Genomic DNA, 20,139 nt, shown 5'->3' with positions numbered 1-20,139 from the left:
TCTCTTATTGTTCTTTTGAGTTACCAAGACGTTTTAGTGAGTTGCTGGGTAACCGTATGCCATTGCCGTTAAACGGCCTTTTATGCGTAAAAACTAATTCCATCACGCTTTGAAGCGACATTCAAATCCAGATTGACATCAGATTCAAAACCCTCTTCGGACTGTCCAGAAAAACCGCCACTTTGCGCGCTTTGACCATGTTGTTCAGCAGTATACCTACCTTGCTGTTGCCCGCTGTTTTGTTGCTGGACGGAAGAATCAGCCAGCTGCATACCTTGTTGCGCTAGCATTTCTCTCAAACGAGGGAGCGTCTGTTCAATAATGTCACGAGCTTGCGGGTTGTTCACTGTAAAATGTACATTGGCAACGTCATTATTCATGGTCATACGAATTTGCATACGACCTAACTCTGGTGGATCAAGACGAATATCGAGATTTTTCAGATTCTTCGACATCATCATTTGCACTTTTTCCGCAACTTGCTCGTTGGCTAGCTCTTTAGTTAGTTGCAACGGAAGCTGAGCTTGTTGTGCAGCATCAATACGCGCTTGTTGCTGCACATTAATTCCTTGCTGGCCTGCCATAGCCTGAAGCTGTCCAGCGAAGCCATGTTGGAGGTCCGGCTTATCTTGTTTATCCGCAGTCGCCTTTAGCGCACCAGTCGCCAATGCTGCGTTCATTACTTTCTGGCTAATCTCTCCGTCTTTCACACCTTGAAGCGACGTCGGCACTTGCGCGGCTATCAACATATCGGGCGTTGGAGATAATGCGACTTTTTCTCCACTATGAGCAGTTTGTGGCTGGGGTACTTGAGCCGCTGTATGCTGGATTTGTTGAGACACTGCCATAGGTCCAGCCTGGCGAGTTAAATTATGTTGTACTTGTTGCTCTGCGAGAATCTGTTTAATGTCATTAGGGAGCGCAACAAATTGGGCAAGGTCTTGCTCAGGAATATCCGCCGTGATCCTTCCTTGTTTCAACCCTTCAATGATCTGAGCTTCTTGCTGAGTCAGTGGTTTTCCTTGCGCCAACTTAGTATCTATAACTTCAAGTTCATCCAAGGAGACTCGTGGAAGCGCGTCGATGTTGGAACCATCAACGTCTGTTAACAACGGCGACAGATCATTAGCTACTTCACCACTGACTGCGCTCTTAGCCGTCGGATGGCTGGCTTGTTTCGCTAGCTCTTGCCAAGCAGCAAACTCAGGCGAAAGTTTGTCGACATCGATAGGTTGACCATTCTTATCTAAAATTGGCTCTAAGTCTTGTCCTGGGATCATCTGTGCTTGTTCAAGCGAATGAACTGATGGCGTTTCATTCAAAGCCAGCTCATCAAGGTGTGTCGAAACGGTTGCTTGCTCGTGGAACGAATGCACTAAATTCGCGCTCTGAGGCAAAACTTTGCCACTATCGATGGATGCATTACTCGCATTCAGGGTTTGATTCGCTTGTTCAATTCGACCAAGAAGCTGTTGTCCTTCGCCCATCGTGCTTTTTACGTCCACTGTATTTGATGGGTTGCTCGTATCGACTGATGTTGATTTCACTTTTTCAATAGCTTCAACATCATTCTCCAAAGGTGTGCTGTTACTCGCCTTTTGTAAACTTGCTTCTTCACTTAAGGTTGCATTCGGTTTGTTTGCTGATATTTCATCAAAACCATGGGTCTCGTCACTGACGGATTCTTGGCTTTCTTGCGCCAACAATTCGTCCGAGACGTTAGCAGAAGAAGTACTGCCTACATCCGCTCTTTCTTTTTCTTCAACCACTGTCGATTCTGTTGCTACTTTTGCGGGCTTTTGTTTACCAGCAAACGCATCGGTTAACGTTTCTAAAAATCCCTTGCTCTCAGTGCTCTCTGCGGACGCTTTAGCGGACACATCAGAAACTGGCGTCTTGGTAGTCGCAGATACATGGGACAAATTCACACTCATTTAGAAACTCTCGTTCTCGTGGCTCTGAGTATATCGCTGGCAGGCAGCAATACTGGCGGCAAACTAAGGTCAAAAAGACCCGACACTGACAGCTAAAATGCAAAAATCACACCACAATATTGAGCCAATTCTCGGCAAGCTAATAGATGGCATGTTTATGGAACAAACATCAACAATACTATCCGATAACCTGGTTCCTAACATGATGTACAGCTACTTGATTGACTTTGAAAAACGATAAGCGTAAACAGACACTTGGCTTAACAATTAAGGAATCACTTTGAAGATCACAGAATTACGCCAATATAGAATCAAAGCAGGCAAAACAGATCAGTGGCTAAGTTGGATGAAGGAAGAACTGTTGCCCTATCAACGCTCACAAGGCATGCGTGTGCTGAATACTTACGTCCACACTGGTGATGATGGACATGACTATTTTGTTTGGCTTAGAGAGTTCGACAATGAACAAGCACGCCAGGCTCTCTACGAAAAAACATACAACGAGTGGTGGGTTCGCGAGATTCGACCGAAGGTATTTGAGCTAATTGAACAAGACTCAATCAAAGTTACCTTACTTGAATCGGTAGAGATGTAGTCAACTGCAACACCGTAATGCAATATCGAACCGATAACCTTTAGAAACGATGTGGTTTTCGACTGTAAAGTAAGGTGGAAAACTCGTCCATTTGCTTTTGTTCGCGCTTAGCTTCAGCAAGTTGTTTCTCTTTTTCGCGTTTGTCTATCATCCACTCATAGGATTTGCGTTCTTTACGCACGGTTAACCAATATTCTTTACAGTTTTCAACCTGCTCTTTGAAATGACTTTCTGCTTGCTTTTGCTTAGATAAAGTCTCATCTAGCTGGGTAAGGAATCGATTTAGGTGTCCATATTGACTTGCCGTTAGGCCCGCCTGACCACGGTCGACGAGTTGCTGGCAATAATCAAGCCGATACTTTTCAATTTGTTCAACCTGACGGTAATAATCTTCGAGTTCAGAACGCGCTTTGTTCAGTGCAAGCACAGCTTGGTCTTCACGATCCTTCGTTTGCTCAAGTAGAAACTCCATCGCATTATTCATGCGCTATCACCCACCCAAAATGTTTCTAAGCATATTGACGCACATATCGTATGGCACCGATTCTTTCATGCTCTGCTGCAAGTATTCGTCTAACTTCGGTTTCAAAGTAAATGCGCCATCAATAGCAGGATCGGTACCCGGTTTGTACGCTCCAATCGAGACCAAATCTTGATTCTTGCGACAAATAGACAAGACCTGTCGCACCGCTTTTGACATCAGAACGTGCTCTTCGGTCGTGATTTGCGGCATAACACGGCTCACCGACTTCTCGACATCAATCGCCGGATAATGGCCTGCATCCGCCATTTCACGAGAAAGTACAATATGGCCATCAAGAATAGCTCGCGATGCATCCGCTATCGGATCTTGCAAATCATCCCCTTCGGTCAACACGGTAAAGAACGCCGTAATCGAGCCTTGTTCGGCACTTCCATTACCCGCTCGCTCAACCAGCGCTGGCAGCTTGGCAAATACAGAAGGCGGGTAGCCTTTCGTCGCTGGCGGCTCACCAACAGAAAGTGCGATTTCACGCTGTGCTTGTGCAAAACGAGTCAACGAGTCCATCAATAGCAGAACATCTAACCCTTGGTCCCGGAAGTATTCAGCAATCGTTAATGCCGTTTGGCACCCCTTTAAGCGCATTAGAGGTGAAGCATCGGCAGGCGCCGCGACCACCACTGAGCGGCGACGACCGTCCTCACCCAAGATCTCTTCGATGAACTCTTTAACTTCACGTCCACGCTCACCTATCAGGCCGACGACCACAACCTGTGCGGTGGTGCCTCGCGTCATCATGCCAAGCGTGACCGATTTACCCACACCAGAACCTGCAAACAGACCGATACGCTGACCTTTACCAACCGTCAACAAACCATTGATGGCTTTTAGGCCAACATCGAGCGGTTCAGAAATTGGCTTTCGAGCCAACGGGTTGATTGGTTCGGCATTAAAAGAGGCACGGTGATCGGTATACAAAGGGCCAAGTCCATCAAGTGGATTCCCAACCCCGTCTATAACGCGCCCAAGTAATTCCATGCCAACAGGTAAACCAGCGTCACTGGTTAAAGGGGTGACTCTCGCGCCAGGTAAAATGCCCGTAATTTGTTCGCTTGGCATTAAAAATAGGTTGTCACCTGAAAAGCCGACGACCTCGGCTTCCATCTGACCTGACATGGTTTCCACTAAGCATAAACTGCCAATTGGTGCGCGACAGCCGGTCGCTTCCAACGTTAACCCAACCACACGCACCAGTTTGCCAGAGGCGACAGGGCGCGTCGTAAGGCCTTCAACTTTGTAGTTTTTTAAGCGGTCAGCGAGTGCTTGCATGGATTACTCACCCTCTTGATGACGGTTTGCGCCACAAAAGCTGTGCAATACGCTTTTGACGCGTTCTTCCATGCGATAATTAATGCTTGATTCACCGGCTTCAATCTGGACGTCACCTCGATTGAGCGATGGCTCAGCAACTAACGTCCAGTTGCGACAATTAAGGTCTTCTTCACCATAAGCTGAACGAATAATCGCGACATCTTCTGGATTCAGGTGCAAGGTAATAGGGTGGCCTGATATTGGTAGCGCTTCGACCGACTGCTTCACTGTATCTAAAATAATTTGAGGGTTGGTTTGTACTTCAACGTGCACCACTTCTTTGACTAAGCAGAGCACCATATCCACCAGCTGCTTTTCAACCTGAGCATTCATCAACTCCAAAGGTTGAGCAAACTGATTGGCCAAGTTCATAAAGGCTTCAACTTGCTGCTGAATGTATTCTTGCCCTGCAGTTACCCCTTCAGCTTTTCCGAGCTCGAGACCTTCAGCATGGCCGGCTTGCAACCCTTCTTCTTTACCTTTGTCGTAACCTTGCTTAAAGCCAGCTTCCTGACCTTGATGTAAGCCTTCTTGATAAGCACCTTGCTTAATCAGTTCAATTTGTTCTTCGGTTAGCGCAAGTGGCTGCTCTTCTTCAGGCTCATCAAAATTCGGCACCCATCCCGGGTCATAGTTGAACGCGGTTTGTTTTGCTTGTTTGGCTTTAGGCTCGCCATAATCAGGCAGCCCCCAACGTTGAGGTTCGATCATCGAATCATCTTCATCAGGACGGATAAATCCACGTTTTCTATCGCCAGCCATGGGTTACCTATTGTGTGTTCGATTAAGAAGTGAGGGTGCTCCGCAATAGGATAATTGCGAAGCAATAGAAATTATAAGAATTCGTCAGCACCGCCAGATAGCATGAGCTCACCAGCATCCGCCATTCGACGGGCAATTGCTAAGATTTCTTTCTGAGCGGCTTCTACATCTGCCACTCGTACTGGCGGCATCGCTTCTATGTCATCACGCATCATATCAGCAGCACGTTTAGACATATTCTTGAAGACTTTCTCACGTAACGAGTCATCTGCACCTTTGAGTGCTTTTTGCAACACGTCTTGCGGTACGTCACGCAGCAACTTCTGAATACCTTGGTCGTCCACCTCGACTAAGTTTTCGAAGACAAACATTAGGTCTTGGATTTGTGTCGCCATGTCTTCGTCCTGATCGCGAATTTGTTCCATCAACAAACCTTCGACGTTGTTGTCTAGGTAGTTCATGATCTCCGCTGCTGCTTTCAGGCCGCCAATTTTGGCTGCTTGTGCACCCGCTTGACCCGCGAACTGTTTCTCCATGATTTCGTTCAGCTCTGCCAATGCTGATGGCTGAACTTCTTCAAGGTTGGCAATACGCATCATCAGATCCAAACGCACGCGCTCAGGGAACTGAGACAAAATCTCTGCAGATTGGTCTGCTTCTAAATAAGACAGTACGATAGTTTGAATCTGTGGGTGTTCATTGACAATAATGCTCGCCACTTGGCGTGGGTCCATCCATTTCAAAGAATCCAAACCCTTTGAGCCCGTACCAAGTAGGATCTGGTCAACTAAGTTGTTGGCTTTGTCTTCACCAAGAGCGGCAACCAATGCATTACGCATAAAGTCTTCGCTGCCCATACCAATGTTGGTGTATTTCTGGATATCCTCCAAAAACGCACGATGAACAGCAGATACCTTGTCTTGGCTGAGATCCTTCGCGCGAGCCATCGCACTACCAACACGCTGAACCTGTTTTGGTTCTAGGTGACGGATAATGCCAGCTGCATCTTGTTCATTAAGGCTCAGTAACAAAATTGCCGCTTTTTCTTCGCCAGTAATGGTTGAAACATCCAGCTCTACTGGCATTCCCGCGGCGTTGTCATCTTGAGGTACGATATCGTTAGCCATTGTCATTCATCCAGTTTTTCACTACTTGAGCAGCCAGTTCAGGTTCATTCGCAACCAGAGCGCGAACCGCTTTCAATACATCTTCATCTTTATGAAGGTTTGGCAAATCAATACTTGAGCCAAACTCGAACAGTTCGCTGCTTTCGATGTCACTGCCAATCAAGCTAGTTTCACCATCCGCACCAATCGGCAAGCCGTCTGGTCCGTACATTTCGTCTTCATCATCGCTGGTAGGGTTAAGCAATTTCTTCATTGCTGGGCGAACCAGAACCAACACAACCACAATAATCACTAATGCACTTGCGAACCAACGAACCCAATCACTGAAGTTAGGGTGCTCCCAAATTGGTGGTTCTTCTAGCTGCTCAGCCTCTGGCTCAGCAAACTTTACACTCAATACATTCAGTAAATCGCCACGACCTTGATCAAAGCCAACGGTACCAATTAATACTTGGCGAATGGCATTGATTTCAGATTCGGACATTGGGGTATAAGTCACTTCACCCGTATCAGGGTTAACTTGACGACGGTCTTTAATCGCAACAGAAACGGTCTGACGAGCCACCGTCCCGGTCTGCTTTCGCTCGTGGCTGATGGTGGTATCTAGCTCAAAGTTACGCGTGGACTCTTTACGAACTGAACCCTGCCCCATGACAGAACCATCTTTCATTTGAGCCACATCTTGCGGAATTGAGGCATCCGCTGGAGGCTGATTACTCAACGCACCCGGAATACCCGCTACCATGTTACCGTTATTGTAATCTTCGAGTGCGTACTCACTGCGGGTCGCAGGGGTGTTTGGATCAAAGCGTTTGCGGGTTTGTTCAACCGCACTGAAGTCCATTTGGATATCAACCTGCGCCGTATAGTTGCCATAACCTAAAATCGGTAATAGTACGGAATCAATTTTTTCGCGCAGCGCTTGCTCTTGGCTGCGTTCTAATTCTTGTTCTTTGCGTCGCGCCGCAGAAGCAGGATCTTGGGAGCCTGAGCTGAGTAAGCGGCCATGCTGATCTGTGACGGTAATTCGAGAAGTTTTCATTCCCGGCACGGCACTCGCTACCATGTCGACAATAGAATCCACTTCTTGCTGCTTAAGGTTCGTGCCTGTCGACAATGTCAAAAATACCGACGCAGACGCTTCCTGGTTATGACGCACAAACACGCTGTGCTTTGGCAGTGCCAATAACACTCGTGCTTTGCGAACTTGCTTCATTTCTTCAATTGCTTGAGCTAATTGGCGCTCTCGACTGAGTTTGAGACGCTCTTGCTCGAGACGTTGTGAAACACCAAAACCCATGTCTTGCAGCAAAATATCATCGCCCGCTTCTGTAGCTTGGTTAACGCCGGAACGAACCATGCCAAGTTTGATCGAGTTGTACTCACTCGATTCAACAGAAACAGTATTGCCATCAAGCTTATAATTGATTTTCTGCTGGTCCAGATAATCCAGAACGGGGATCAATTCTTCGGTCTCATACGCACCAAGTGGGCGCATCTCCGGTTCTTTGACCCAAAAGAACAGCATCACGATCAATGCAACACAGATGGATATCGACAGCACAAGCACAACCTGACGAAGTAAATCGAGGTCGCCCACTGCCATATCGAATTTTGACGCACTGCGCTCCTCTAGATCTGGATTTTGACTCTCCACATCCACATCGGAACTTGCTACCAGTGCACCATCTGAGCCGCCTTCAGTGACGGTTAAATCTGTAGACTTGTCTGCCACACTTATTACCTAAATTACACTGGCATGTTCATGAGGTCTTTATATGCCTCAACGAGTTTATTGCGAATTTGAACCGTCGCATCAAAAGCGACACTAGACTTGTTACGAGCGATCATAACGTCAGAAAGGGATACATCGGCATCACCACGATCAAAACGGGTTTGTAAATCACCAGATGCTTTTTGAAGTGTGTTCACGTTATTGATGGCTTTAGTTAGGAGATCGTTAAAATCCGCTCCAACTTTCGCCCCACTTGCAGTAGGAGCCGTATTGGTTGCTTCTACCATCATGGCGCGCATTTCTGCCTGAATACCATCAATTTTCATTAGCACCTCTAAGCCAAAAGATTGACTATTAACAAAACTGATTATTGACACAGCAATTAACGTGCCATAAGACATTAGCAATCAATTTACTTACACTTTTCGTCTTATGGCCGTTGTCTGTGTTAATTCGGGATATCTATACCAGCATCACGCATTTTGGCAAGCTTATAGCGCAAGGTTCGAGGGCTTATACCCAGTTTCTCCGCCATTTCTTTGCGTCGACCATTACACTCAACCAAAGTCTCCAAAATAATGGCGTATTCTTGATCGCGTAGCTCGCTGCCTAAGCCTTCTCCACCGCTGACCGGGCGGCTGACACTCTCAGCTTGCGCAACTGGCTTAACATTGGGCACGACCATATCTGCGTTTTGCACCACGTGTTGCAAGCTATTGGCATCTTGCCAATCTACGCCCTCAAGCAAAATGTGCTCTGCATCGATGTCGCCATTTTCACTTAATATCAGCGCTCGTTGAACCACGTTATCCAATTCACGAACATTACCCGGCCAAGGGTATTGCAATAGTTTTTCTAACGCAACGGTCGAGAATTGAGGCACTGGCATGCCCATTTTGCTGCAATGACGCTCAGCAAGATGCTTGGCAAGCGGTGCAATATCGCCTTTACGTTCTTTAAGTGCAGGCCACGCAATTGGGAATACATTCAGGCGGTAATATAAGTCCTCTCTGAAGTTTCCTTCTGACACGTATTGCTTAAGATCACGGTTACTCGTCGCTAACACACGAACATCTAACTTGATGCTTTTGCGACTGCCAAGGCGCTCTACTTCTCGCTCTTGCAAAACACGCAACAACTTCGCTTGCAGGTTCAAGTCCATTTCGCTGATTTCATCAAGCAAGATTGTGCCACCTTGCGCTTGTTCAAACTTTCCTGGGCATGCCTGAACAGCACCAGTAAATGCGCCCTTTTCATAGCCAAACAGTGTTGCTTCGAGCATATTGTCAGGAATCGCGGCACAGTTAATTGCGACAAAAGGACCATTTTTACGATTTGACGCGTTGTGAATATAACGCGACATCACTTCTTTACCTGAGCCACTCGGACCTAGCACCATAACATTCGCATCTGTACGCGCCACTTTATCGGCCAACGCGAGTAAGCGCAGACTTTTCTCATCAGCAACGATAGCATCACCGTTGTCCTCACTTTTTATCGGTGCATAACGACTGACCATATTTAGCAACACTTCTGGTGCAAATGGTTTCGCCATGTAGTCAATCGCGCCATCTTTCATTGCAGACACGGCATCTTCAATGTTGGCGTACGCCGTCATTAGCAATACTGGTAAGTTAGGCCAATTCTGCTTGATGCTTTTGAGCAGAGCTAAGCCACCCATACCCGCCATTTGCACATCAGAAACGACGATATCAACCGTATTCGATTTCAGCTTCAACAGTGCATCTTCAGCACAGTCCGCTTCCAACCACTCATACCCTGCCAGAGCCAGAGTATCGACTAGGGCTTCACGAAGACCTTCATCGTCTTCTACGATCAGCACTTTGCTTTGCGCCATTATGATTCTCCAGAAATTGTTATTACCAAAAGCCGCTTATTGCGCTTCTGTTTGCACTCGCTCTAGCGGAATGCACATGGTGAAGCAGGCTCCATCACCCTGCTCTGAAATAAGTTCCAATCGACCGTCATGGGCACGGCAAACCATTTGAACAACTGCCAACCCTAATCCAGTTCCTTGAGAACGTGTGGTAAAAAATGGCTCCATGATTTTGGCTTGCAGTTCTTCGGGCACTCCCGGTCCGCTGTCTTGCACAGAAATGCGTAACTCACCATTTACCGGGCGGAAAAAAATATCGACTTGCGATTCTTTACCAGACATTTGAATCGCATTCATGACCAGATTACTTAATGCGGATGCAATGGCGTTCGCATTGCCTAGTAGCTCAGTTTGTTCTTCTTCCACTTCTAGGCAGTAATCAATACTGTTGTTTTTTAGCGCGGTTTCGACCATCGGCTGATATTCCGCTACCAACTGGGCAATCGTAAATGGCTTAATGACCTTATTATCACCACCTTTAGCAAAAAGCAGCATATCATTAACCTGCTTTTCCAAATCGTGCAGTCGATCCATTAATTTGGTTTGGAAGCGATCTTTTGTCGCTGGAGGAAGATTTGGCGCTCCCAAATTGGATGCATATAACATAGCGCTCGACAGCGGCGTTCTTACTTGGTGAGCAAGCGACGCAACCATACGTCCTAACGACGATAAGCGCTGTAAATCACTGACACGAGCTTGAAGTAAACGGGTTTCGGTTAAATCGGTAATCAGGATCAATTGACCTGTTGTGGACGCCGAGATGGCGAGTCGAACTTTACGGCCATTACGTAATGAAACTTCGTGGCCATCATCTTCACGTGGGTCAAACACCGCCTGGATAACGTTGAACCATTTTTCGTTAACCAGTGGAATCTCAAGAATTCGGTGCGCTTCTGGATTTGCTTCACGCACTACTCCGTACGTATCGAGCAAAATCACTCCAGCAGGCATCACATCGAGCACCTGTTTGTAGCGCTCAACCTGATTCTCTACGGAATCTAAATGGGATTGATTGGTGTTGTTATCCATTACTGCCTGTCGAAATATCGCCGCTAAAACTAAAATAGCTTGGTAAGCAATTAGCGTACCAAGCTATTTTATATATTTATCAGGACGTTAAGCTATCGACAATAAGTTGACACTCAGAGGTGACGGTTTTGGATGCCAGAAAAACGATGTTAACTAGCACAAGTGATAATTCAGATATCGTCTTAAAACTTCACTTTACCTAGCGCTGTAAGTTGTACTTACGCATTTTTTCCACCAGCGTAGTACGTCGCATACCCAGCATGTCGGCCGCTCTTGCTACAACACCACCCTGCGCTTCTAATGCTTGGCTGATCATATTAACTTCTAAATCAGCCAGCAGCTCTTTCAAATTAACCCCTTCCGGTGGCAGCGCTTGCGGGGCGTTCATGCTGTGATCAAGGTCGTCTTGCTCTTCAAAGCTAAAATCTTCAGAGAAGATATCTTGGAATACATCACGCTCTTGCTCTTCCACCGAAACAAATGGATTGCTCTCTGGTTGGAACTCTGGGATGTCACTGTAGCGATATTTGGTTGGTAGATGGTTTACATCCACTAAGCTATTTGGATACAGAATAATCATTCGCTCAACAAGATTAGCCAACTCGCGTACGTTGCCCGGCCAGTTATGCTCCATCAGTGAGTTGATTGCACGAGGTGTAAAACAGATAGGTTGTCCGCCCTCCGCCTCTAAACGTGTCATCAGTTCTTGCAGCAGCAATGGTATATCTTGTTTGCGCTCTTTCAGCGCTGGCATCTCAATCGGAAACACGTTCAGACGATAGAACAAGTCTTCTCGGAACGTGCCTTCTTCAATCATATTTTCTAGATTACGGTGTGTCGCCGCCACCACTCGAACATTTACCTTGATGGTACTATTGCCACCTACACGTTCAAAGCAGCGTTCTTGCAATACACGAAGCAACTTTACTTGCATCGACATTGGCATATCGCCAATCTCATCAAGAAAGATCGTGCCACCGTCTGCGAGCTCAAATCGACCTTTACGGGCAGTTAACGCACCAGTAAACGCGCCTTTTTCGTGACCAAATAATTCGCTTTCTAGGAGCTCAGGCGGTATTGCACCACAGTTAATAGGTACAAATGCGCCATCGCGGTATGAAGAGTGATAGTGGATGTTACGCGCAACAACTTCTTTACCTGTACCGGACTCACCTAAGATCAACACGTTTGCTTCCGTGTTTGATACTTGCTCGATCAGGTGTCGAACTTCTTGAATACCTCTACTTTGACCAACTAAGCTGCGAAAAAGCGTGTTTTTGCGTGCACTAGCAACAACATTCACTCCTTTTCGCCCCAGAAAATCTTTGCAGTGGCGTAACGCTTCACTAAGCTGTGGGTAATTAAGCGGCAGCTCTAGTTCACCAACAAAATTTGGAAGATCATCAACAGGCAAAGGAAAACGGCCCATGACTAGAAGAGGGATGTGGTAAGCGCTGTTTAAATGAGAGATAACCGTACTCGCCGCTTGACCTGCTGGAATATTACCAACAATACAGCACGACCATACGCTAGACCAATCAACATCGCTGAGCTGATCAGAACTGACCGCTTCGCAATTTTCTCCAACAAATTCCAATATATTGCTTAAATTTAAACGACTTGATGCGTCATCATCAATTACAAGCAGCTTTGCCAAACCATGCATAAGTAAGAATGATTGCCTTTATTTTAGGTGCGTTGCGGCCAAACCTTGATTTGCGCAATTGGGTGCTAAAGAAGGCAGAACCACCACACTCAATTTACGATAGACAAAATAGGAAAATCAGCAACAAAAAAGCCATTAGGGCTACTAATGGCTTCTATTTTATTTGAATATAAAAATAAGGCAACCAAGCAATGGAGAGGTGTGAGCTTGATAGAAACTTTGCTACACAACTCGTTGCGCAATTGACAAATATATTCGTCTAGTATCTTAACGCATTGTTTTGACTATTAAATACCAACTTCAGCAGCGGTAAGATTATGAAACTCTGTTGGGATTTGGTCCCAAGCGGACTTGATCTCACGGATAATGTCGATAACGTCGTCGATCAGCTGAGGCTCATTTTGATGGTTAGCAGCAGAAATTTGCGTGATCATAAACTCATACAGTGAATCTAAGTTTGAAGCAATATCACCACCGTCATCCATAGATAGACAGCTGCGTAGCGCGATAATGATGTCTAACGCTTTACCCAAGCGCTCACCTTTTGCTGGAATATTGCCTGCTTGCATGGCTGCTTTACCTTGAATAAGGCGCTCAATCGCACCAGCCATAAGCATTTGAATGACTTTGTGCGGAGAAGCCGCGCTAAGCTGGCTGTCGACTGATACCTTTTTGTATGCTTGCAAAGAACCGCGCATAGTAATCCTCTTTTAAATAAATTTTTTGTACTGCTGAAGTGAACGCTGGCCATAACGAAACTTATGGAGCTCTTTTCCGACCTTTGACGTTTCCGATTGCATCAGCTCGACAATTCTTTTGGTACGAGTTAGCAATGCTTGCCACTCTGCATCCTGCTTAACCAAAGGATTTTGATGAATAATTGGTAACAGGTTTTGCAATAACCGTTCCCTGATATCGACCAAGCGAAGAATTTCTTCAGCATTAAAATCAATTTTTTCTAATTCTTGCGTAATTAGTTGATCTATATCACTAATTTCCATGAGTTCTTTTTGCATTTATTAACCCAACGCACTCATCAAAGCGCCTAACTGGCCCTGCATTTTACCGGTCGCATCTTGCATCGCGGTAAACTTCGCATGAGTACGCTTCTCTAGGCTTTCCATGCGGCGATCTAATGCCGCTTGATCGTCACTCAAACGGTAGTTTTGTTCTGTGAGACTTTTTTCTCGAGTACGAATACTGCCTGTAATACCTGTGATACCGTGAATCGCATCTTCTACTCGTTTAGCAAAACCTGTGTTGCCACCGAAGAACTTTTCTAACTCGTTGAAGTTATTGTTCAACTGGCGGTCTAGCATGTCATAGTTGATTTCTAGGGTGCCTTGACGTGTGGTCGTAATGCCAAATTCTGTTAAGGACTTTAGGTTTTCAGGTGCTTTATCGATTCGAGTAGAAAAGACCGATTTTAATCGTGAATCTGCACTGCGTACGGTGCTGTCACCTGACAACGGCCCTTTTTGACCAGTTACCGGATCCACACTCGCCAACGCTTGGGAGGTTTGATAAAACGAGTTATACGCTGCCACAAAGTTTTCGATATCGTTGCGTACACTTTGACGGTCGTACTCGACACCAATTTCAGCAGGCGGTTTATTCGGTTCTGATTTGCCTTTTAGTGTTAAATCAACACCTTCGATCGCATCTTCAATCACATTGTTGTGGCTAGATAGCTTTGCCACGCCATCAAGCAGAACTTCTGAATCTTGCCCTGCTTGTACTTCTGTCATTCCAAGGTATTGTTCAAAAGCAGATTGTGCCTTTGCGATTTTCGCTTCTGCTTCATCAATTTTTTCCAGACGCTCACGTTCTTGAGGATCAAGTTTAGCGCGATGAATTTGCTTAGCTTGCGCTTCGGAAAGTTCACCACGTGCCACTTTTTCGTCTAACGCTTTCTTTTCACTCGCAATTTTTTGCTCGATTTCCGCTTTTTCTTGCTCAAGAAGCTGCTTAGCCTCTTTCGTCGTAACGTAAGAATCGGTTAGGGTGCCCGATGCGGCATTATTCCAGCCTGGTACATCTGGTGCCTTCTCTATTGCCTTTTCGTCGAGTTCGAGCTCTGGTTCTTCATAAGAGTCCAACAAAGTACCTGACGCAGTTTCTGTCCACCCTGGAATTCTGTCTTCAGGGCGTAAGCTCGCGCGTCGGTTGGCTTCATCAATGGCTTCTTGACCAGCTTTGGCTGCTTCTGCACCCGCCGCAGAGATTGGCGCCTGCGATGCATCATCTTGTACATCGTCTGCCGCTTTTTGCTCTTCTGGAGGTAGAGGATTGCCGTTTACATCCAGCTCTTCTGCTGGTTGTTCCGGAAATTTAAGAGGACCTAAGACATCTTCCGCCGCTGAACGAGCTTCTTCAAGCGCGTTGACGCGGTCTTCAAGTGTTTGGTATTCGAAATATTTAAGAGGGTTGCCTTTTTCTGCCTCCACACTGACTCTGATTTGATGATCCTTACCAGAGAGGTTAGAAGCAAGGATAAGGCGTGGACCTTCGACGTCGTTAATAAGAGATGCACGAACGCCAGGGTTATCTTTAGCGCCATTGATGCCACGTACGACATCGATGAGCTTAGATCGGGAACGAACATCGATATTAAAACGCTCATCACCAAGCGAAATCTGCAGCTTACCAGGGCCAAATTTTGCGTCTTCTGGCAATACGTCAGAAGCGACTTTATGGCTCTGAGCAAGCTGCAACACATCGATAGCATATTTGCCAGCGATAGCATCTGTGGTTGCCGTGGCAGATACGATATTGTCATCGGTCGTTTCGACAGTGCGAACGGCAAATGCTTTCTCCTGGCGAAAGTTCGCCATGAGATTTTTCATCGTATCCAGTGATTCTCTGAGTCGTCCGTAAGCACTGATACTGGCATTAATTGTCGTGCGTTCGTTGTCGATGCGTTGCTGCTTTGGTACGCGTTCGGCATCCACAATTTTGCTGACCATGGAATTAATATCCATGCCGCCAGACATCCCCAAAGGGCCTAAACTCATCAAATCACCTCTAAAAACGACTTACACTTTTTCAGTCAACAACCCGCTGTTGGCTGTGTGCTCAGCTAGGCGACGCAATACCACTAGCATTTCTTCATCAGGAATTTGACGAATCACGTCACCGGTATTGGCTTCATAAATCGTCACCACATCTCGTCCGGATTCTTCATCCACTCGAAATGCGACTCCTTTGTTTATGGACGTGACAAATTCATTCATTTGTGCGACCAATTTTTCACGTTCTTCTTTGTTCAGTTCTTGACGGCTTTCAGCCATCTCGATCGCAGCTTGAACAGAGAAATCGTATTCGGTGTTTTTCGCTTTTTGCGGCGAAATCTCACCATTTGAATTTGCTGGGCTAGACGTGCCTATATCATTGCCATTTTTATTTGCAAACTTTGTGCCATTTGGCGTGCCGTAAGGCTGGATGTTCGATGCGTAGGAGGATATATCCATTACAATCTCCCTTCCACCTTATGGGCTAACGATAGAATCTATCGCTTTGGTGCCCCAGCACTAAGGTGTTGACCTCAGGCTGGGTTTACCACTTAGCCCAACAAGCTTAGCGCTGCAGATGGAGACTGCTTCGCTTGAGCCAGGATTGAAGTACTTGCTTGCTGAAGAATTTGCGACTTAGTCATCGCAGTGGTTTCCTTCGCGTAATCAGTATCTTTAATACGGCTTTTAGACGCGTTAACGTTCTCGTTAATGTTGTCTAGGTTGCTGATTGCGTGGTTGAAGCGGTTTTGGAAAGCACCGAGTGAAGCTCGTTGGCTGTCTACGGACTTAAGAGCACCGTCGATAACCGCTACTGCTTCTTGAGAGCCAGCTACTGTGGTTACGTCGATGTCTTTCACTGTTACGTCTTTCGGGCCACCAAAGCCGATCTCGTCTGCTAGGTTGCCAGAAAACTCAACATCACCTTCAACTTTTTGAGAAGAAGCAAATACTTGTAGTTTGCCATCTTCGCCAACAGAGGCTTTTACATCATCGTTTTGACCGTTGATGTATGTCGCTAGCTGCTCAATATCATCGCCTTGCTTAGCGCTGATTGATAGCTCTTTCTCTTCACCCTGCTTGTTGGTGTAGCTCATTTTGAACTCTGTTTTCTCACCAACAGTCCAAGATGCGTCCTTACCCTCTTCTGCTGCGTAGCTCTTACCACCCATTGCTGAAGTGTCTGAGCGTAGGTTACCCATAGAAAGCATCACTGCTTCACCTGAGTCCGCACCGATTTGGAAAGATTGAGTACCGTAAGTACCGTTTAGAAGCTTGTTACCACCGAAAGAGGTAGTTTCAGCAATACGGTTTAGCTCGTCGTTTAGCGCTGTTACTTCTTCTTGGATCGCTACACGTTCTGCTTTTGAGTTAGAGCCGTTCGCCGATTGAAGCGAAAGATCACGCATACGTTGTAGGATGTTGGTAGATTCATTCATTGCACCTTCAGCAACCTGTGCAATAGAAATACCGTCGTTTGCGTTTTTCACTGCCATGTCTAGGCCACGGCTTTGTGCATTCAAGCGGTTTGAAATCTGTAGACCTGCAGCATCGTCTTTCGCGCTATTGATTTTATAACCCGAAGACAAACGCTCCATTGATTTTTGTTGACCGTCAGCTGCCTGGTTTAGGTAACGCTGTGCAGTCATCGCAGAAACGTTAGTATTAACGTTAATCGCCATAATTGATCTCCTTAAGGCTTTAGTGAATGTACCGTCGTGTCTCTCACCTCACTTAGGTACATCTCATTTCTCTCAGTCCCTTTAACGGCGACCGATGAATATCCTTTAGAAGAAATTTTCAATTTTTTGCGATTATTTTCTTTGGCTTACTGAAATGTGATGAAGCTCTAATGTCGTGATTCGCAGAAATCCTGGGGCCCCAAAAGACAGAAAAAAACCCAGCCGAAGCTGGGTTTACTCGCTCATCTCTCACCACGAGCCAATGAGGTTCTCGTCTTAGGTTTGAAATTAACCTAGCAGACTTAGCGCTGAGTTTGGCGCTTGTTTCGCTTGCGCAAGGATTGAGCTTGACGCTTGCGATAGAATTTGTGACTTGGTCATTGCCGTCGTTTCTTTCGCGAAATCTGTATCTTTGATACGGCTCTTCGACGCATTCACGTTCTCGTTAATGTTGTCCAAGTTGCTGATTGCATGGTTGAAACGGTTCTGGAAAGCACCCAGCTCTGCGCGGTGGCTGTCTACGTATTTCAGTGCCGCATCGATGATAGCAACAGATTCTTGTGCGCCACCGACTGAGGTTACGTCGATAGTATCTACCGTCACTTTTTTACCTTCGCCCAAACCTAGCTCACCAGATAGGCCGCCTGAAAACTCGACTTCGCCTTCGACTTTGTTGTTGCCAGCAAAGATTTGCAGTTTACCGTCTTGGTCTACTGAGGCTTTCACTAGGTCAGTTTGACCGTTAATGTAAGTCGCAAGCTCTTCGATATCGTCACCCGCTTTTGCGCTGATGTTGATTTCTTGCTCTTGGCCGTAGCTGTCCGTTAGGTTGATTTTTAGGTCGTTCTTACCTTGGGCAACGTTCCAGTCTTTACCTTTACCACTTTCAGCTTGGTAGCTCACACCGCCCATCATTTTGTTGTCTGAACGCATGTCTTTTAGCTCAAGCATCACTGCTTCACCGTTATCCGCACCGATTTGGAACGATTTCGCACCGTGTGTGCCGTTTAGTAGCTTGTTACCACCGAAAGAAGTGGTTTCTGCGATACGGTTTAGTTCGTCGTTTAGCGCGGTCACTTCTTCTTGAATCGCAACACGTTCTGCTTTCGAGTTTGAGCCGTTTGCTGATTGCAGAGACAAGTCACGCATACGTTGAAGAATATTAGTGGTCTCATTCATTGCACCTTCAGCAGTTTGTGCAATCGAGATACCGTCGTTCGCGTTGCGAACTGCTACATCCAAACCACGGCTTTGTACGTTCAAACGGTTCGAGATTTGTAGACCCGCAGCGTCATCTTTTGCGCTGTTGATTTTAAAACCTGAAGACAAACGCTCCATAGAAGTTTGTTGAGCTGAGTTTGCGTTGTTTAGGTAACGCTGAGCGGTCATCGCTGATACGTTAGTGTTTACATTCACTGCCATGGTGATTTCTCCAATTGATTTTCCGGTGTAGCGGTTTCCGACGTCTCGGAAAACCAAGTAGTTCTCTCAAAGTTACTTTTATTAACGGCGCATACCCTGTTTTCTTTAGAGAAAATTTTAGATTTTTTTGAAAATAATTCGTTTGGAGGGGTAATCGTGACAAAGCGGATAAAAAAGCAAAAAAACTTTCATTTTTCGCTAAAGCTTCTTTTCGAATTGTCGATACAGGCAGGTTTTGCGTTAAATTCGGGCAAGGCCGTTCATCAGCCAAGCAAGGTCAATGCTAGGTTTGGCGCTTGTTTTGCTTGCGCCAGAATAGAAGTACTGACCTGTTGTAAAATCTGTTGCTTCACCATTTGCGTAGTTTCTTTGGCATAGTCAGTGTCTTGGATACGACTGTTGGAAGCGGCTAAGTTTTCGTGGATGTTATCGAGATTATTGATCGCGTGATTAAAGCGGTTTTGATACGCTCCTAACTCCGCACGACTGCCATCTACCGTTTTCAAAGCATCATCTAAAATGCCGACCGCCATCTGAGCGCCACCGACCGTGCTAATATCAATACTATCTACCGTTCTATTTACGGTGACATACTTGCCAAGTTCTAACTCATCAGCCAGGCCACCACTGAAGGTTGGTCCAGGGTATTTTATGGCGTCCTTGTGGGACATGAGTAACTGCAGTTGCCCCTCTTCATTAACAGACGCTTTCACTTTATCGGTCTGCCCGTTAATGTAAGTCGCGAGTTCTTCTATATCGTCGCCAGCTTTAGCTTCAATACGGATCTCCTGCTCTTCAAAATTGTTATCACGGTAGCTGATAACAATTTCATTATTTCCGTTTTGAACCGTCCAATCTGAACTGACTCTTTGATATGAGCTCATTGAAAAGCTACCTAAAGATTCCGGCTGCATGGTCCGCAGGCCAATTTGTACCGCTTCACCAGCCGTTGCACCGATTTGAAAAGACGATGTACCGAATGTGCCGTTCAGCAATTTACGTCCACCAAAAGATGTGGTTTCTGCAATACGACTTAACTCATCATTTAAAGCAGAGACTTCTTCTTGCAGTGCAGTGCGCTCCGCTTTGCTGTTTGAACCATTGGCTGACTGTAGCGACAAATCACGCATACGTTGCATGATATTGGTCACCTCATTCATCGCGCCTTCCGCAGTTTGCATGATGGAAATGCCGTCATTCGCGTTGCGAACCGCAACATCTAAACCACGCATTTGTGATTGCAAGCGGTTGGAAATTTGCAGACCCGCAGCGTCATCCTTTGCGCTATTAATACGCTTCCCTGAAGACAAACGCTCCATGGATTGGTTCAGCATGTCAGTTGCACTGGTCAAATGACGCTGTGCGACGAGTGCTGCCACATTGGTATTAACGGTGATCGCCACGAGACACAGACTCCAAATAAATTA

General features: G+C 46.1%; 18 protein-coding genes. 1 reads left to right on the top strand and 17 read right to left on the bottom strand.

All coding sequences use genetic code 11. From position 1 onward, the window contains the following. Window positions 1–80 precede the first annotated feature (80 nt). Window positions 81–1,934 carry a flagellar hook-length control protein FliK gene (locus tag J4N40_RS04515; RefSeq protein ID WP_213886950.1) on the bottom strand — a complete coding sequence of 618 codons (1,854 nt, stop codon included), beginning with the start codon at window positions 1,932–1,934 and terminating at the stop codon, window positions 81–83. Window positions 1,935–2,214: 280 nt separating this feature from the next. On the opposite strand from J4N40_RS04515, the gene J4N40_RS04510 reads away from it, so the two are divergent. Continuing rightward, a complete protein-coding gene (locus J4N40_RS04510; RefSeq protein ID WP_213886951.1) occupies window positions 2,215–2,529 on the top strand; it encodes an NIPSNAP family protein in 315 nt (104 codons plus the stop codon). Between the two features lie 40 nt (window positions 2,530–2,569). Here J4N40_RS04510 and fliJ read toward each other — a convergent pair whose 3' ends face one another. From fliJ to J4N40_RS04430, 16 genes are all read right to left on the bottom strand, one after another. Further along, on the bottom strand, window positions 2,570–3,013 hold the full coding sequence (gene fliJ, locus J4N40_RS04505; RefSeq protein ID WP_005380474.1) for a flagellar export protein FliJ: 444 nt from the start codon (window positions 3,011–3,013) through the stop codon (window positions 2,570–2,572). Window positions 3,014–3,019: 6 nt separating this feature from the next. Beyond that, window positions 3,020–4,339 (bottom strand): flagellar protein export ATPase FliI, encoded by a 1,320-nt coding sequence (fliI, locus tag J4N40_RS04500; RefSeq protein WP_046875538.1) that lies wholly within the window; start codon window positions 4,337–4,339, stop codon window positions 3,020–3,022. Window positions 4,340–4,342: 3 nt separating this feature from the next. After that, a complete protein-coding gene (gene fliH / locus J4N40_RS04495) occupies window positions 4,343–5,143 on the bottom strand; it encodes a flagellar assembly protein FliH (RefSeq protein WP_250654384.1) in 801 nt (266 codons plus the stop codon). A 71-nt stretch (window positions 5,144–5,214) separates the two neighbouring features. Further along, window positions 5,215–6,270 carry a flagellar motor switch protein FliG gene (gene fliG, locus J4N40_RS04490; RefSeq protein ID WP_005380470.1) on the bottom strand — a complete coding sequence of 352 codons (1,056 nt, stop codon included), beginning with the start codon at window positions 6,268–6,270 and terminating at the stop codon, window positions 5,215–5,217. Then, on the bottom strand, window positions 6,263–8,005 hold the full coding sequence (fliF, locus tag J4N40_RS04485) for a flagellar basal-body MS-ring/collar protein FliF (RefSeq protein ID WP_005380462.1): 1,743 nt from the start codon (window positions 8,003–8,005) through the stop codon (window positions 6,263–6,265). The genes fliG and fliF overlap by 8 nt, the downstream gene beginning before the upstream one ends. Before the next feature lie 14 nt (window positions 8,006–8,019). Further along, window positions 8,020–8,331 carry a flagellar hook-basal body complex protein FliE gene (gene fliE, locus J4N40_RS04480; protein WP_005384482.1) on the bottom strand — a complete coding sequence of 104 codons (312 nt, stop codon included), beginning with the start codon at window positions 8,329–8,331 and terminating at the stop codon, window positions 8,020–8,022. 122 nt (window positions 8,332–8,453) lie between these two features. Continuing rightward, window positions 8,454–9,863 (bottom strand): sigma-54-dependent transcriptional regulator, encoded by a 1,410-nt coding sequence (locus J4N40_RS04475; protein WP_213900065.1) that lies wholly within the window; start codon window positions 9,861–9,863, stop codon window positions 8,454–8,456. A gap of 36 nt (window positions 9,864–9,899) precedes the next feature. Then, window positions 9,900–10,931, bottom strand: coding sequence for a sensor histidine kinase (locus J4N40_RS04470; protein WP_005380459.1), 1,032 nt, complete (start codon window positions 10,929–10,931; stop codon window positions 9,900–9,902). A 199-nt stretch (window positions 10,932–11,130) separates the two neighbouring features. Further along, the gene (locus J4N40_RS04465; protein ID WP_213900063.1) at window positions 11,131–12,597 is read right to left on the bottom strand and encodes a sigma-54 dependent transcriptional regulator; all 1,467 of its coding nucleotides are present in this window, start codon (window positions 12,595–12,597) and stop codon (window positions 11,131–11,133) included. 287 nt (window positions 12,598–12,884) lie between these two features. Then, the gene (gene fliS / locus J4N40_RS04460) at window positions 12,885–13,295 is read right to left on the bottom strand and encodes a flagellar export chaperone FliS (RefSeq protein WP_005380457.1); all 411 of its coding nucleotides are present in this window, start codon (window positions 13,293–13,295) and stop codon (window positions 12,885–12,887) included. Window positions 13,296–13,307: 12 nt separating this feature from the next. After that, the gene (locus tag J4N40_RS04455) at window positions 13,308–13,613 is read right to left on the bottom strand and encodes a flagellar protein FliT (RefSeq protein WP_005380456.1); all 306 of its coding nucleotides are present in this window, start codon (window positions 13,611–13,613) and stop codon (window positions 13,308–13,310) included. Between the two features lie 3 nt (window positions 13,614–13,616). Continuing rightward, entirely contained in the window at window positions 13,617–15,611 is a 1,995-nt protein-coding gene (gene fliD / locus J4N40_RS04450; protein ID WP_250654383.1) for a flagellar filament capping protein FliD, read from the bottom strand. A gap of 21 nt (window positions 15,612–15,632) precedes the next feature. Further along, window positions 15,633–16,067, bottom strand: coding sequence for a flagellar protein FlaG (gene flaG, locus J4N40_RS04445; RefSeq protein ID WP_005384493.1), 435 nt, complete (start codon window positions 16,065–16,067; stop codon window positions 15,633–15,635). A gap of 92 nt (window positions 16,068–16,159) precedes the next feature. Further along, window positions 16,160–17,290, bottom strand: coding sequence for a flagellin (locus tag J4N40_RS04440; protein ID WP_005380449.1), 1,131 nt, complete (start codon window positions 17,288–17,290; stop codon window positions 16,160–16,162). A gap of 288 nt (window positions 17,291–17,578) precedes the next feature. Beyond that, window positions 17,579–18,712 carry a flagellin gene (locus J4N40_RS04435; RefSeq protein WP_005382039.1) on the bottom strand — a complete coding sequence of 378 codons (1,134 nt, stop codon included), beginning with the start codon at window positions 18,710–18,712 and terminating at the stop codon, window positions 17,579–17,581. Between the two features lie 263 nt (window positions 18,713–18,975). Next, window positions 18,976–20,115 (bottom strand): flagellin, encoded by a 1,140-nt coding sequence (locus tag J4N40_RS04430; protein WP_005380443.1) that lies wholly within the window; start codon window positions 20,113–20,115, stop codon window positions 18,976–18,978. Window positions 20,116–20,139: the final 24 nt, after the last annotated feature.

It is taken from the genome of Vibrio sp. SCSIO 43097 (genome assembly GCF_023650755.1).
Taxonomy (GTDB): Bacteria; Pseudomonadota; Gammaproteobacteria; order Enterobacterales; family Vibrionaceae; genus Vibrio; species Vibrio alginolyticus.
This window is presented reverse-complemented; position numbering and strand designations above follow the sequence as displayed.